At 63.6% G+C, this 14,249-nt stretch carries 12 protein-coding genes; 7 read left to right on the top strand and 5 right to left on the bottom strand.

Translation table 11 applies throughout. The features are described from left to right. Positions 1 to 35 precede the first annotated feature (35 nt). A complete protein-coding gene (locus G9C89_RS09945) occupies positions 36 to 1,346 on the bottom strand; it encodes a nucleotide sugar dehydrogenase (protein WP_172147713.1) in 1,311 nt (436 codons plus the stop codon). 620 nt (positions 1,347 to 1,966) lie between these two features. After that, positions 1,967 to 2,746: a peroxide stress protein YaaA gene (gene yaaA, locus G9C89_RS09950; protein WP_172147714.1), complete on the bottom strand. Its 780-nt coding sequence runs from the start codon at positions 2,744 to 2,746 to the stop codon at positions 1,967 to 1,969. Positions 2,747 to 2,948: 202 nt separating this feature from the next. Between yaaA and dmeF the strand changes: the two genes are divergently transcribed. From dmeF to moaE, 5 genes are all read left to right on the top strand, one after another. Next, a complete protein-coding gene (dmeF, locus tag G9C89_RS09955) occupies positions 2,949 to 3,926 on the top strand; it encodes a CDF family Co(II)/Ni(II) efflux transporter DmeF (protein WP_172147715.1) in 978 nt (325 codons plus the stop codon). 313 nt (positions 3,927 to 4,239) lie between these two features. Beyond that, positions 4,240 to 5,631 (top strand): PhoH family protein, encoded by a 1,392-nt coding sequence (locus G9C89_RS09960; protein ID WP_172147716.1) that lies wholly within the window; start codon positions 4,240 to 4,242, stop codon positions 5,629 to 5,631. A 130-nt stretch (positions 5,632 to 5,761) separates the two neighbouring features. Further along, positions 5,762 to 6,238 (top strand): cyclic pyranopterin monophosphate synthase MoaC, encoded by a 477-nt coding sequence (gene moaC, locus G9C89_RS09965; protein ID WP_172147717.1) that lies wholly within the window; start codon positions 5,762 to 5,764, stop codon positions 6,236 to 6,238. After that, entirely contained in the window at positions 6,235 to 6,483 is a 249-nt protein-coding gene (locus tag G9C89_RS09970) for a MoaD/ThiS family protein (RefSeq protein WP_172147718.1), read from the top strand. Before moaC ends, G9C89_RS09970 begins: the two co-directional genes overlap by 4 nt. 2 nt (positions 6,484 to 6,485) lie before the next feature. Then, the gene (gene moaE / locus G9C89_RS09975) at positions 6,486 to 6,941 is read left to right on the top strand and encodes a molybdopterin synthase catalytic subunit MoaE (RefSeq protein WP_172147719.1); all 456 of its coding nucleotides are present in this window, start codon (positions 6,486 to 6,488) and stop codon (positions 6,939 to 6,941) included. Positions 6,942 to 7,053: 112 nt separating this feature from the next. Here the strand turns inward: moaE and G9C89_RS09980 are convergent, their stop codons facing one another. The 3 genes from G9C89_RS09980 to G9C89_RS09990 form a co-directional block, all read right to left on the bottom strand. Beyond that, the gene (locus G9C89_RS09980; protein ID WP_172147720.1) at positions 7,054 to 8,436 is read right to left on the bottom strand and encodes an aspartate aminotransferase family protein; all 1,383 of its coding nucleotides are present in this window, start codon (positions 8,434 to 8,436) and stop codon (positions 7,054 to 7,056) included. 59 nt (positions 8,437 to 8,495) lie between these two features. Beyond that, positions 8,496 to 9,920, bottom strand: coding sequence for an APC family permease (locus G9C89_RS09985; RefSeq protein WP_172147721.1), 1,425 nt, complete (start codon positions 9,918 to 9,920; stop codon positions 8,496 to 8,498). 126 nt (positions 9,921 to 10,046) lie between these two features. Next, a complete protein-coding gene (locus G9C89_RS09990) occupies positions 10,047 to 11,540 on the bottom strand; it encodes an aldehyde dehydrogenase (RefSeq protein ID WP_172147722.1) in 1,494 nt (497 codons plus the stop codon). A 249-nt stretch (positions 11,541 to 11,789) separates the two neighbouring features. Here G9C89_RS09990 and G9C89_RS09995 point away from each other — a divergent pair, with 249 nt between their 5' ends. Both G9C89_RS09995 and G9C89_RS10000 read left to right on the top strand, forming a co-directional pair. Further along, positions 11,790 to 12,704, top strand: coding sequence for a LysR family transcriptional regulator (locus G9C89_RS09995; RefSeq protein ID WP_172147723.1), 915 nt, complete (start codon positions 11,790 to 11,792; stop codon positions 12,702 to 12,704). Positions 12,705 to 12,860: 156 nt separating this feature from the next. Continuing rightward, positions 12,861 to 14,249: a DUF3300 domain-containing protein gene (locus tag G9C89_RS10000; RefSeq protein WP_172147724.1), complete on the top strand. Its 1,389-nt coding sequence runs from the start codon at positions 12,861 to 12,863 to the stop codon at positions 14,247 to 14,249.

Raw genomic sequence — 14,249 nt, forward strand, 5'->3', positions numbered from 1 at the left:
ACTGCCGCTTTTCAACGGCCTGTTGCAGGCTGGATTTACCAGCAGATACCTTCGGCACCCGTGCGCGAGGCGGTGGGCATGAAGCCGACCAGATCGACCACGTGCTTGCCGTCGAGAGCCTGTTGCGCCAGGGGCGCGAAGCGCTCATCGCCATTGCCGATCACGATGATCTCGGCGTTATCGACTACCGCATCGAAGTCACTGTTGAGCAGCGAGGAAACATGCGGAATCTTCGATTCGATGTAGTCCTTGTTGGCGCCATAGACGCGGGCATATTCGACGTTGCTGTCGTAGATGCTCAGCTCGAAGCCCTTGCCGATCAGCATTTCGGCCAGCTCCACCAGCGGGCTCTCGCGCAGGTCGTCGGTGCCGGACTTGAAGCTCAAGCCGAGCAGGGCGACCTTGCGCTTGTCGTAGCTGGAAATGATGTCGAAGGCGTTCTGCACCTGGACCACGTTGCTGCGCATCAACGAACCGATCAGCGGCGCTTCGACGTCGAGGCTGCCGGCGCGGTAGGACAGGGCGCGCACGTCTTTCGGCAGGCAGGAGCCACCGAAGGCGAAGCCGGGCTTCATGTAGTACTTGGACAGGTTGAGCTTGTGATCCTGGCAGATCACGTCCATCACTTCGCGGCCGTCGACCCCGACCGCCTTGGCGATGTTGCCGATCTCGTTGGCGAAGGTCACCTTGGTGGCGTGCCAGACGTTGCAGGTGTACTTGATCATCTCGGCGACATCGATGTCCTTGCGGATGACCGGTGCGTCGAGTTCGCTGTAGATGCTTTCCAGCAGGTCACCGGAGGCGCTGTCCAGTTCGCCGATCACGGTCATCGGCGGGAAATCGTAGTCCTTGATCGCGGTGCTTTCGCGGAGGAACTCGGGGTTCACCGCCACGCCGAAATCGACCCCGGCTTTCTTGCCCGAGCAGTCTTCGAGGATCGGGATCACCACGTTCTTCACGGTGCCCGGCAGCACGGTGCTGCGCACTACCACGGTGTGGCGTTCGGGCTTGTTGCGCATGGCGAAGCCGATTTCGCGGCACACGCCTTCGATGTAGTCCAGTTCCAGGTCGCCGTTCTTTTTGCTCGGCGTACCGACGCAAATAAACGAGACCTCGGTGTCACGAATCGCGTCGGCGACATCGGTGGTGCCGCGCAGGTGGCCAGAGTTCAGGCCCTGCTGCAGCAACACTTCCAGGCCGGGTTCGACTATTGGCGATTTGCCATTGTTGATCAGGTCGATTTTAGTGGCGGATATATCGACGCCAACCACGTCATGGCCGCGGGCCGATAAACAACCGGCACACACGGCACCCACATAACCCAAACCAAAGATACTGATTCGCATCGTATTACCTCGTCCATTTATTGCACAATTTAATAGTGGCTTTTTGGCCACGATCGTTCATTCAACTCAGGTCGACGGGGCGACTGAATTAATTTAGGCATGAGAAATATCTGGCATCCGCAGGGGAGGCCTGAACCGGGCTTGTAATATGAAGCGTGCCCTATACTGCTACTGAGCTGCAGGCCTGGGAGGCTCTGGCTCCTGGCTATCAGTGGAACATTCGAACAGTGAAAAGTTCTCCTGTGATTGCGTGGCAACATTTATCTGAGTGAAGTAACCCGGCGGACTGCTGTCCGACAATTAGCGTCAGGTTGGTTCACGCAGAAGTTGCATGAAGTAATTGTGTTACGTCGGTAAGAGTGTGCGATTTTTCCTATAGTTCCTGCCGTTCGTCCTCTTTTTTCATTTGAGGGGCTATTTGGATAGTGGCAAGTAATTGCAAATTGATAGCAATTTATAATCGCGGATTTGCACTGCGCGCGCGGTGCATTAAGTGCCCGGAAAGTTCAATGGGGCAGGTGTTAATTAATTAACCAGGCTGTTTGTGCCGGTATTTGCTTGCCGCTGGGGCGCTGCCGACGGGCCGTGCGGGCGGCCCGGGCGGGGGTATGGAGGCGGGATCAGTCTTGCGGGAGGTCGCGCAGAAACACCAGTTTGTCGGCTTTCGAGTGCTCCGCCGAGTAGCGGTAGCCCTGTGCGGCGAAGTCCTTGAGACCCTCGGCATCGCTCAGGCGCTCTTTGATCACATAGCGTGCCATCAGGCCACGGGCCTTCTTGGCGTAGAAGCTGATGATCTTGTACTGGCCATTTTTCAGGTCCTTGAATTCGGTATCGATGATCCGCGCGTCGAGTAGCTTGCGTTTCACCGCACTGAAATACTCGTTGGAGGCCAGGTTGAGCAACACTCGGTCGCCCTGGGCGGCCAGTGCGTCATTCAGCCAGCCACTGATGCGCTCGCCCCAGAAGTCGTAGAGATTGTTGCCGCGTGGGTTGGCCAGCTTGGTGCCCATCTCCAGACGGTAGGGTTGCATCAGGTCGAGCGGGCGCAACACGCCGTAGAGACCGGAGAGCATGCGCAGGTGGGTCTGGGCGAAATCGAAGTCGGCTTCGCTGAAGTCTTCGGCGTTGAGGCCGGTGTAGACATCGCCCTTGAACGCCAGCAGTGCCTGCTTGGCGTTTTGCGGGGTGAAGGTCCTGGTCCAACTGCCAAAGCGTGCGGCATTCAGCCCGGCGAGCTTGTCCGACAGGTGCATCAGTTCGGCAATCTGCATGGGCGTGAAGTCGCGCAGTTGGCCGATCAGATCCTGGGCGTGGTCGAGGTGCTCGGGCTGGGTATAACGCTGGGTCACCGGCGGCGTCTGGTAATCGAGGGTCTTGGCCGGGGAAATCACCATCAGCATAGAGTCTGCTCCTGAAAGTCTGGGCGCGATTCTAGAAGCTGGGGGCGGCCAAGACTAGCGACGATGTCGTGCACCGGCGTAATCCGGCTAAGCCTGGCGCAATCCGCGCTGACGGTGTTGCGCCTGGGCAAAGCGCTGCGCTTGACCTCGGGGCGGCCACGGGGTTGTAGTTTGTCCAGGTCAAATCCTCCAGGGAGCCACCATGACCGCCTGCAATCACTCGCGCTGGGAGCCTTCCCACGATTACCGACCGCTGGAAACCCGCAGCGAACGCCAGGCCTGGCGGGTGGCCGCGCTGACCGGGGCGACCATGCTGGTGGAAATCGCCGCCGGTTATGCCTTCAACTCCATGGCCCTGCTCGCCGATGGCTGGCACATGGCTTCGCATATGCTCGCCATTGGCCTGACGGCCCTGGCCTACCTGCTGGCGCGGCGTTACGCCGATGATCCGCGTTTCGCCTTCGGCACCTGGAAGATCGAGGTGCTGGCCGGTTTCGCCAGTTCGCTGCTGTTGCTGGTGGTGGTGGCGCTGCTGGCGTTCGAGTCGTTGTGGCGGCTGTGGCGGCCGCAGGTAATTGCCTTCGAGGTGGCGCTGGGGGTGGCGGTGGTCGGCCTGCTGGTCAATCTGCTGTCGGCCTGGCTGCTGCGCGACCAGCATGAGCACGCGCATGTTCACGGTCATGCTCATGCCGATCACGATCACGATCACGATCACGATCACGATCACGTCGCGCCGGCGAAGGCGCGCGACCTCAATCGGCATGCCGCCTTTATCCATGTGCTGGCCGATGCGCTGACCTCGGTGGCGGCGATCGTTGCGCTGCTGGGCGGCTTGTTGTTCGGCTGGAGCTGGCTCGATCCGCTGATGGGCGTGCTCGGCGCCGTGATCATCGCGCTATGGGCCAGGGGCCTGTTGGTCGAGACCGCCACGGTGCTGCTCGATCGGGAGATGGACAGCCCCGTTGTGGTGCGGGTGCGCAGCGCCCTGGCGGAGGAAGTGGACACCGAACTGGCGGACTTGCACCTGTGGCGGGTCGGTCGCGCACAGTACGCCTGCATTGTCAGCGTGGTGACCCATGGCGACATCTCGGCGGATCGCTACAAGGTCCGGCTGGCGGGGATTAGCGAGTTGGTGCACGTGACGATTGAGGTTAATCGTTGTGCTGAAAACGAGCCGTGAGGGGGTTACTGCGGCGGGATTTTTTTCGCTGGGAGCGCGGGTCGGACTTCTGACTTTAACGGCGCCTTTGCGGGTCGCCAAGCTCTATTTGTCGAGGCGACAAATAAACGTGGGAAAACTGAAAAAAACATTCGCCTGTCATGATTTTTGGAGTATTTAAAAGACAGACCGCCGAACCCTGCAGACAGGTGGCGACCCTTGGCCTTCACCTTGCATGCACCTGCTCAGCCCCCGTCTGAGAAGGCGGTGGTCCCCGCGGCGGAACGCTGCTCAGGCATTCCGTCGCTTGGCTCCTATAAGAAGGTGACCGAGTATGGATGACCACGGAAGCTTCAAGCCCACCGCTCCAACCCTCTACGCCCTCGACACCAATGTGTTGATCCACGATCCCAACGCGCTGCTGAATTTCCAGGAACACCACGTCGCCATCCCGATGACCGTTCTGGAGGAGTTGGACAAGCTGAAAACCGGCAAGCTTGGTGTCGCCGCCGAGTGCCGGCAAGCTATCAGGTTGATCGACAAGATCCTGGGTAGCGCCACACCCGAGGAAGTGGAGCATGGTGTCGCGATCCAGCGCGAGAAGAGCGGGCCTTGTGGTTTTCTCTCGATTCTCATGACTAAAAGTACTTCGCCGATTACCTGGCTGCCGGAGGATCTCAACGACAACAAGATCATCAACCAGCTGGTCGAGCTGAAAGCCCGTCGCCCGGACATGTCCGTGGTGCTGGTGACCAAGGACATCAACATGCGCCTGAAGGCGCGCGCCTGCGGGATCGACTCGGAGGACTACCATACCGACCAGCTGGTCGACGATGTGTCGCTGCTGTCGAAGGGTTATCACAGCATGAGCGGTTCCTTCTGGGACCGGGTGAGCAAGGTCGAGACCCGTCAGGACCACGGGCGCACCTGGCACCGGGTGCAGCTGATCGACAACCTGCCGGCAGTCCACGTCAACGAGTTCATCATCGACGAGCAGGGGTTCGTCGGCTGGATCAAGGGCATCCAGAGCGATGAATTGCTGATCCTCGATCTGCACCAGGAGCCGCTGCTGCATCAGGAAGCCTGGGGCCTGCGGCCACGTGATATCCACCAGGCGCTGGCGCTGTTCGCCTTGCTCGACCCGGACATCCACCTGGTCAACCTGTCCGGCGCCGCCGGTTCGGGCAAGACCATCCTGGCCCTGGCCGCGGCCATCGAGCAGACCATGGTCAGCAAGCGCTATCGGCGGATCATCGCCACCCGTAGCGTGCAGGGCCTGGATCAGGAGATCGGCTTTCTGCCCGGCACCGAGGCGGAGAAGATGGAGCCCTGGCTGGGCGCCATCACCGACAACCTCGAAGCCCTGCACATGGACGACGAGAACACCCATGGCAGCGTCGATTACATCCTGCAAAAGGTGCCGCTGCAGTTCAAATCCCTCAACTACATCCGCGGGCGCAGCTTCCAGCAGAGCCTGATCCTGATCGACGAGTGCCAGAACCTCACCCCGCACCAGATGAAGACCATCATCACCCGCGCCGGCACCGGCTCCAAGGTGGTCTGTCTGGGTAACCTGGCGCAGATCGATACACCCTACCTGTCGGCGCCCAGCTCGGGCCTGACCTACCTCACCGAGCGCTTCAAGGACTTCCCCCACGGCGTGCACATCACCCTGCAAGGGGTGCCGCGTTCGATCCTGGCGGAATTCGCCGAAACCCATATGTAGGAGGCGGTGAGCGGCACGCTGCAAGCCATAAGCTGCGAGTTGAATGCGCAGCAGCCCGGCTTGCAGCGTGCCGCTGCCATATCTTGACTGCTGGGTTTACAATCGGCCGATCCCTGCCTGGAGTAAACTCGTGCTAACCCATCTCGATTCCCAAGGTCACGCCACTATGGTCGATGTCAGCGACAAAGCGCTGACCGTCCGCGAGGCCGTGGCCCAAGCCGTGGTGCGCATGCGCCCACAAACCCTGCAGATGATCGTCGACGGCGCGCACCCCAAGGGCGATGTGTTCGCCGTCGCGCGTATCGCCGGCATCCAGGCCGCCAAGAAGACCGCCGACCTGATCCCGCTCTGTCATTCGCTGATGTTGAGCAGCGTCAAGGTCGAATTGCTCGCCCATGGCGATGATGCCGTGCAGATCACCGCGCGCTGCAAGCTGAGCGGGCAGACCGGGGTGGAAATGGAAGCCCTGACCGCCGCCAGTGTCGCCGCCCTGACCATCTACGACATGTGCAAGGCCGTTGACCGCGGCATGGTCATCGAAAGCGTGCGCCTGCTGGAGAAACTGGGCGGCAAGAGTGGTCACTACAAGGCCGAGGACGATCAATGATTCATGTGCAGTATTTTGCCCGTTACCGCGAGGCCCTGGGCCTGGACGGCGAGCAACTGAACGATACCCAGGCGCTCGCTACCCTCGATGACCTGCGCCAGCACCTGCTGGCCCGCGGCGGTGTATGGCAAGTGCTGGCCGAACAGAACCTGATGTGCGCACGCAACCAGGAACTGTGCAGTCTCGACGAGCCACTGGAGGAGGGCGATGAGGTGGCCTTCTTTCCGACCGTGACCGGAGGCTGAGCATGGCCATCCGCGTCCAGCTGGAGCCCTTCGACCCGGGCGCCGAAGTCAACGCGCTGCATGCCGCCAACCTCGGAATCGGCGCGGTGGTCAGCTTCATCGGCTATGTCCGTGACTTCAACGCGGGCCGCGAAGTCGGCGGGATGTTTCTCGAACACTTCCCTGGCATGACCGAGAAATCCCTGACCAAAATCGCGCTCGAAGCCGAGCAGCGCTGGCCGCTGCTGAACCTGCAGATCATTCACCGCGTCGGCCGCCTGGAGCCGGGCGAGCCGATCGTCTTCGTCGGCACCACCAGCGCCCACCGCGAGGCGGCGTTCGAGGCGTGCGCCTTCATCATGGACTACCTGAAGACCCGCGCGCCGTTCTGGAAGAAGGAAGACACGGCCGAGGGTTCCTGCTGGGTCGAAGGCCGGCAAAGCGATCAGAGCGCTGCCGAGCGCTGGCACAAGCCGTAACTGTCCGTCACTGCGCTTCTCGTTAACCGGGTAGGCGCAACAGCGTACCGCTGCTGCGCCTGCACGCCTTTAGCTCAAGTCATGCTTGCTCGTATCGGGCGCCAGCGCTGACTCAAAGCAGGCCCAGTTCCATGGCGGTGCGATCCACCGCGAGCTTGGTTTTTGCCACCAGCTCGTCCAGCTCCAGGCGCCCGGCCACCAGGGCCGGAGCCATGATCATGCGGCCCTGGGTGGAGCGGATGATCAGGCCTTCCTCGAAGCCGATGGTGCGGCAGCGCCAGGCGATGTCGCCTTCATTGGCGAAGCGCTTGCGGCTGGCCTTGTCCTCGGCGAACTGCAGGGCGGCGACCAGGCCGCTGCCCTGGATCTCGCCGACCAGCGGATGCGCGCCGAACACCTGGCGCAGGCACTGCTGCAGGTAGGGGCCGGTATCGTCCTTGACCCGGCTGACCACGCCTTCATCGCGCAGCGCCTTGATATTGGCCAGGGCCACGGCGGCCGCCACCGGATGGCCGGAGTAGGTCAGGCCGTGGGCGAACACGCCGCCTTGCTCCACCAGAACCTCGGCGATGCGCTTGCTCAGTACCAGGCCGCCCATTGGCACATAGCCCGAGGTCAGGCCCTTGGCGATCGACAGGGTGTCCGGCTGGAAGCCGAAGTGCTGGTGGGCGAACCATTCGCCGGTACGGCCGAAACCGCCGATCACCTCGTCGGCGCACAGCAGCACGTCGTACTGGCGGCAGATGCGCTGGATTTCCGGCCAGTAGCTTTCCGGCGGGAAGATCATGCCGCCGGCGCCCTGGAAGGGCTCGGCGATAAAGCCGGCGACGTTCTGCGCGCCCAGTTCGAGGATCTTCTCTTCCAGCTGCAGGGCGCAGCGGCGGCCGAATTCGGCCGGCGTCAGCTCACCGCCATTGGCATACCAGTAGGGTTCGTCGATATGGGCGATATCCGGCAGCATGCCGCCCATCTCGTGCATAAATTTCATCCCGCCCAGGGCCGTGGCGGCCAGGGTGGAGCCGTGGTAACCGTTCCAGCGGCCGATCATCACCTTCTTCTGCGACTGGCCGAGAATCTGCCAGTAGCGGCGCACGGTGCGGATCAGCACCTCGTTGGCTTCCGAGCCCGAGTTGGTGTAGATGGCGTGGCTGTAGTGGCCCGGCAGCAGGCTGAACAGGGTTTCTGACAGCTCCACCACCGCCGGGTGAGTGGTGTGGAAGAACATGTTGTAGTAGGGCAGCTGCTCCATCTGCCGGGTCGCGGCGGCGACCAGATCCTTGCGGCCGTAGCCGAGGTTGGTGCACCACAGCCCGGACATGCCGTCGAGGTAGCGCTTGCCGTCGTTATCCCAGAGGTACAGGCCCTCGCCGCGCACCATCACGCGCGGGCCTTCGGCGTTGAGCGCCTTCTGGTCGACAAAGGCATGGATATGGTGGGCGGCATCCAGCGCCTGGTAGTCCTGGGTCTGGCGGTTGGGGGTGTGTGGGACTGTCATGTTCAACAACCTCGGTGATTAGCTGTGGTGTGAGCCGGGGGCGCGCCCCCGGCGGGGGTTCATTGACGGGCCAGCACCTTGTCCAGGGGCTCCGGGGTGAACAGCGGTTTGCCCATCACCAGCTTGATCCACAGCACGGCGATCAGCGATACCAGGCCGAGTACCGCACCTGCGCTGTAGTAGATCGAGGCGGTCATCTCCGGGGTCGGCGACACGTAGTAGATCGACACCAGCATGCCGGCGATGCCAAGGATCTGCGGCAGCGGGTAGAAGGGTGTCTTGAATGGGCGCGCCAGGTCCGGGTAGCGGCGGCGCAGGGCGATCACGTCCAGGTGGCAGATGATATAGGCCAGCAGCCAGGCGACTGCCGCGGCCAGCAGCAGCAGGCCGATGGCGGCCGGGTCGTCGCCCATAAACACCACTGGCAGGCCGGTGATTGCGGCGACAAAGAGTACGGCGACCCAGGGTGCCTTGTGCTTCTTGCTGAGCAGCTTGAACTGCGGGAACGCCTGGCCGTTGACCGCCATGCCGTAGAGCATGCGCGGGATGGCCGCCAGCGAGGTATTGACCGTGCTGCAGGTGGCGGTAATGGCAGCGACCACCAGGAAGATCTTGCCGGTTTCACCAAACAGGGCGGTGGCGAACAGGTAGTGCGGCAGCGCCGAGCTGGCCAGTTCCGCCTGGGGCACATAGAACAGTGCGCCAATGGAGTAGAGGGCGATGGTGATAAAGATCACCGTCACGCCGAGGATCATCGACCAGGGAATAGTACGTTCCGGCTGCTTGGATTCCTCCACCAGCGGGCAGACGAACTCGGCGCCGACGAAGCCCCAGATGGCCAGCGCCACCAGGGTCATCACGCTGGCGCCCATGGGGTTCCAGTCGCTGCTGATGGCGCTGCTGAGCATCGGCTCACTGCCGCTGCCGGTCACCGCCGCCAGGCCCAGGGCCAGCAGCACTATGATCATGACCAGCGCCAGGGCCGATTGCAGGCGGGCGAAGACATCGATACCGAGCAGGTTGAGGAGGGTAAAGCCGATCAGCACCCCGTAGGCGATGCTCATGCGCGGGAAGGTTCCGGGATAGACCTCGTTGATGATCAGGTCGAGCAGCAGCAATTCCGCCGAGAGGGCGAACATGGCCACCACCACATAGCCGGAGAAAGTCGCCAGGATGGCCGGGAAATGCCCTAGGGCCACCTCGGTGTAACTGCTCAGGCTACCAGCGCGGGGGATCATCAGCGCCAGTTCGGCGAACGACAGCACATAGGTCAGCGCCAGGACGAAGGCCAGGGCCAGGGGGATCAGAAAGCCCAGGCCGGCGATGCCCGCGCCTTGCAGCATCAGCACCATCACGCCCTGGGATACCACCAGGCCGATGGCGACGGCCAGCAGGGCGCTCAGGCCCAGGCTGGGTTTGCGTTTGCGCGCGGCGGGCGACGCCAGTTCGAAGGGGGGAGCAAGGCTGATATCGGGATCATGCATGGGGGTTCTCCTGCAATCTTGTTGTTGTCTCAGGTGAATCGCACGCGGCAGGTGCCGCAGTTATCGCCGCGCTCTTGCGTGCGCAGATATCGCTGTGCTCATAGGCGCACCGTTATCTGCTGCGCACTAACTGCGCAGCTGGAACCAGGTGGTTTTCAGAAGGCTGTATTTGTCGAAGGCATGCAGCGACAGGTCGCGACCGAAACCGGACTGCTTGCAGCCGCCGAACGGGGTGCAGACATCCAGGGCGTCCGCGGTGTTCACCGACACGGTGCCGACGCGCAGGCGGCGGGCCACCCGGTGGGCGCGGTTGAGGTCATCGGTCCACAGCGAGGCGGCCAGGCCGTACTGGCTGTCGTTGGCCAGGGCGATGGCCTGCTCTTCGCTGTCGAAGGGCAGCACCGCCAGCACGGGGCCGAATACTTCCTCGCGGGCCAGCTGCATAGCCGCGGTGACGCCGGTGAAGATGGTCGGCTGGATAAAGCTGTCCGAGCCATTGAAGCTCAGACGCTGGCCGCCGCAGACCAGGGTGGCGCCCTGGCTCTGCGCGCGGTCGATAAAGCCCATGATGCGTTCGGCCTGGCGCGAGTCGACTATGGCGCCGGCGCGGCTGGCCGGATTCAGCGGGTCGCCCGGTTGCCACTGCTGGGCCTTGGCGATCAGGCGCTGGACGAACTCATCGTGGATCGAGCGTTCCACCAGCAGGCGCGAGTTGGCCGAGCAGACTTCACCCTGGTTGAAGAAGATCGCGAAGGCGGCTTTTTCTGCAGCCAGGTCCAGGTCCTGGCAGTCGGCGAATACCAGGTTGGCGCTCTTGCCGCCGCACTCCAGCCACACCTGCTTGAGGTTGGACTGCGCCGCGTAGGCCATAAAGTACTTGCCCACCTCGGTGGAGCCGGTAAACGCCAGGCAATCCACGTCCATATGCAGGCCGAGGGCCTTGCCGGCGCTTTCACCCAGGCCCGGCAGCACGTTCAGCACCCCGGCCGGCAAGCCAGCCTCCAGGGCCAGCTGGGCCAGGCGCAGGGCGGAGAAGGGCGATTGCTCGGCGGGCTTCAATACCACCGAGTTGCCGGTGGCCAGGGCCGGAGCGAGCTTCCAGGCGGCCAGGTCCAGGGGGAAGTTCCACGGCACCACCGCGCCGATCACCCCCAAGGGCTCGCGGGTGATGGTGGCCAGGGCGTCGCTGGCGGTGGGGGCGACCTGGTCATAGAGCTTGTCCAGGGCTTCGCCATACCAGCTGAAGACGTTGGCGGCGCCCGGCACGTCGATGTTGTAGGCATCCATCACCGGCTTGCCCATATTCAGCGAGTCGAGCAGGGCCAGTTCCTCGCGGTTGGCCATGATCAGCTCGGCCAGGCGCAGCAGTACCTGCTTGCGCTCACGGGGGGCCATGCGTGCCCAGGGGCCTTGCTCGAAGGCCTGGCGGGCGCTGCGCACGGCGGCATCGACATCCGCCGCATCGCAGGCGGCGACCTCGGCCAGCAGCTGGTTGGTGGCCGGGTTGATGGATGCGAAGGTCGCACCGCTCTGGGCCGGGCGCAGCTGCCCGTCGATCAGGGCCTGGGGGATAAAGCCTTGCGCGGCGGCGCGCTTGTGCCAATCGCTGTAGTCCAACATCGCCTCTATCCTCATACCTGGGCCGCTAGCGGCATACCTGATGCCGTGAACGGCTTGTCGGGTGCCGCGAGCGGCTTCTTGTGGTTGTTGAGGACGATGGTGGCGCAGGCCGGGCTTAAGGAAAATTAGTAAATATATGCTCGCAGGCCATGAAAAAACTGGGCAGGCGAGAAGCCCGGGCTGGGGTATGTTGGCTTTCGGTAAGATCATCACAAGACGGCCAGCAGGCCGCAATCGAGGAGGTACCCCATGGCCGCCTATACCCTGCGCCAGCTCAAGTATTTCGTCACCACCGTGGAAGCCGGCAGCGTGGCCGAGGCGTCGCGCAAGCTGTATATCGCCCAGCCGTCGATCTCCACGGCGGTCAAGGGCCTGGAAGAGAGTTTCGGCGTCCAATTGCTGATCCGCCACCATGCCCAGGGCGTATCGCTCACACCCGGTGGCGCGCGCTTCTACCGCAAGGCCCAGGAGCTGCTGCGCATGGCCCACGAGTTCGAGCAGAACGCCCTGGCCGACAATGAAATGGTGGCCGGACAGATCGATATCGGCTGCTTCGAGACCGTGGCGCCGCTCTACCTGCCGCGCCTGATCGCCGGTTTCAACGCGCTCTACCCGGGGGTGGAAATTCGCATCCGCGACGGCGAGCAGCAGGAACTGTTGCAGGGCCTGACCGCCGGGCGTTTCGATCTGGCGATCCTCTACGACCATGACCTAGACGCGACCATCGAGTGCGAGGCGCTGATGGCGGCGCAGAAGCCCTATGCCCTGCTGCCCGAGGGCCACCGTTTCACCAGTCAGGTGCAGGTGTCGCTGCGCGACCTGTGCCTCGAACCAATGATCCTGCTCGACGTGCAGCCGAGCCGCAGCTATTTCGTCAGTCTGTTCGAGGAGCTGGGCCTGACGCCCAATATCGTCTTCAGCTCGCCGTCCATCGAGATGGTGCGCGGCATGGTCGGCCAGGGCTTCGGCTTTTCCCTGCTGGTGACCCGGCCGCACTCGGAATGCACCTACGACGGCAAGAGGGTGGTGATGGTGGATATCGCCGAACCGGTGACCAGCTCAGGGCTGGCCGCCGCCTGGCTGAAACGCGCGCAACTGACCAAGCCGGCGCAATTGTTCGTCGAATTCTGCAAGGCGCAGCTGAGCTCGACGGGCTCGAGGTAAGGCCGGCCAGGCCGCAGTAACCGCACCGAATCACCCACCTGGCCCCCAGCGTTCTCTAGAAAAACCACCTATGCTCTCTTGGCTGCCGGCCAGCTGCCGACGGCGATCACCCAGCCCCAGTGTTCAGCCTCGCTTTCCCTTGCAAGGAGAAGCGTCATGCCTAGTTGTCATCGTTTCAGCACCGTCCTGCTTGCCTGGCTGGTTCTCTCCGGTTGGCCGGACCGGGACGCCCACTCCGCCGCGCAGACCGCCCCCGTCCCCGCAGCGGCGGGTGTGTCTGCCGGCACGGATCAGGTCGAAACGGTGTTCCTCGCGGAGGAGCTCGACCAGATGCTGGCGCCGCTGGCGCTGTATCCGGATTCCCTGCTGGCCCAGGTGCTGATGGCCTCGACCTATCCCGGCAATGTCGCCGACGCCGTGACTTGGTCCAAGGCGCATCCGGACGCCAGTGGCGACGCCGCCGTGCGCCAGGTGGCGGACCAGCCCTGGGATCCGAGCGTGCAGTCGCTGGTCGCCTTCCCGGCGGTGCTGGTCACCCTGGGTCAGGATCCGGCCTGGGTGCAGCGCGTCGGCGATGCCTTCCTCGCCCAGCCCGACGCGGTGATGGACTCGGTGCAGCGCCTGCGTCGCCAGGCGCAAGCTGCCGGTAACCTCCAATCCAACGAGCAACAAACGGTCACCGTGCAGCCTGCGGCACCGGCCAGCACGACCACGGTGGTGCAACCGGCCGCCAGTCAGACCATCATCATCGAGCCGGCCGATCCGCAGGTCGTCTACGTGCCCAGCTACAACCCGACCGTGGTTTATGGCAGCTGGCCTTATCCGTCCTATCCGCCGGTGTATTACCCGCCGCCACCGGGCTACTACTTCGGTTCCGCGCTGGTCGCCGGCCTGGGCTTCGCCGCCGGCGTAGCGATCATCGATTCGCTGTGGGGCGACTGCAACTGGGGCCGCGGCGACGTCGACATCGACGTCAACCGCTACAACAACATCAATAGCAACCGGCAGATCAACGCCAACCAGAACAAGTGGCAGCACAACGCGGTCAATCGCGACGGCGTGCCCTACCGCGACCGTGCCAGCCGCGAGCAATACGGCCAGCGCCTGGCCGGCAGCGAACAGCGCGATGCCCTGCGCGGCCGCGATCCGGCACGCAGCGCCGACCGCGAGCGGGCCCGCCAGAGTCTGAGCCAGCGTGGTATCGAGGCCCCGGCCACCAGCAACCGCGAGGCGCGCGAGCGGGCCCAGCGAGCCGACCGCGATCTGCGCAACCAGCCGCAGCGCGCCCAGGCCAGTGCCCAGCCGCGCCAGCGTGCGCAAAGCAGCTCGCAGGCCCGCCAGCAGGCCCGTCAGCAGCATTCCAGCGCCCAGCGCACGCGCGACAATGCCTTCGCCGATGCCCGCAATCCCGCCCAGTCGCGCGTCAATATCAGCCGCGGCGAAACCAGTCGTGCCACCGCCAGTCGGCCGCGGGCGGAGCGCAGCAGCCGGCCGGTGCAGCGCCCTGTCCGCTCATCTTCCCGAGGTGGCGCCCGTCGGCGCTGA

Origin of the sequence: Pseudomonas tumuqii, from assembly GCF_013184545.1 — a bacterium.
In the GTDB taxonomy this organism is placed as follows: Bacteria; Pseudomonadota; Gammaproteobacteria; order Pseudomonadales; family Pseudomonadaceae; genus Aquipseudomonas; species Aquipseudomonas tumuqii.

Excerpts from the sequence above, each read along its gene's own strand:
- G9C89_RS09945 (WP_172147713.1), bottom strand. The coding sequence starts at position 1,346 with ATGCGAATCAGTATCTTTGGTTTGGGTTATGTGGGTGCCGTGTGTGCC.
- yaaA (WP_172147714.1), bottom strand. The coding sequence starts at position 2,746 with ATGCTGATGGTGATTTCCCCGGCCAAGACCCTCGATTACCAGACGCCG.
- dmeF (WP_172147715.1), top strand. The coding sequence starts at position 2,949 with ATGACCGCCTGCAATCACTCGCGCTGGGAGCCTTCCCACGATTACCGA.
- G9C89_RS09960 (WP_172147716.1), top strand. The coding sequence starts at position 4,240 with ATGGATGACCACGGAAGCTTCAAGCCCACCGCTCCAACCCTCTACGCC.
- G9C89_RS09970 (WP_172147718.1), top strand. The coding sequence starts at position 6,235 with ATGATTCATGTGCAGTATTTTGCCCGTTACCGCGAGGCCCTGGGCCTG.
- moaE (WP_172147719.1), top strand. The coding sequence starts at position 6,486 with ATGGCCATCCGCGTCCAGCTGGAGCCCTTCGACCCGGGCGCCGAAGTC.
- G9C89_RS09980 (WP_172147720.1), bottom strand. The coding sequence starts at position 8,436 with ATGACAGTCCCACACACCCCCAACCGCCAGACCCAGGACTACCAGGCG.
- G9C89_RS09985 (WP_172147721.1), bottom strand. The coding sequence starts at position 9,920 with ATGCATGATCCCGATATCAGCCTTGCTCCCCCCTTCGAACTGGCGTCG.
- G9C89_RS09990 (WP_172147722.1), bottom strand. The coding sequence starts at position 11,540 with ATGTTGGACTACAGCGATTGGCACAAGCGCGCCGCCGCGCAAGGCTTT.
- G9C89_RS09995 (WP_172147723.1), top strand. The coding sequence starts at position 11,790 with ATGGCCGCCTATACCCTGCGCCAGCTCAAGTATTTCGTCACCACCGTG.
- G9C89_RS10000 (WP_172147724.1), top strand. The coding sequence starts at position 12,861 with ATGCCTAGTTGTCATCGTTTCAGCACCGTCCTGCTTGCCTGGCTGGTT.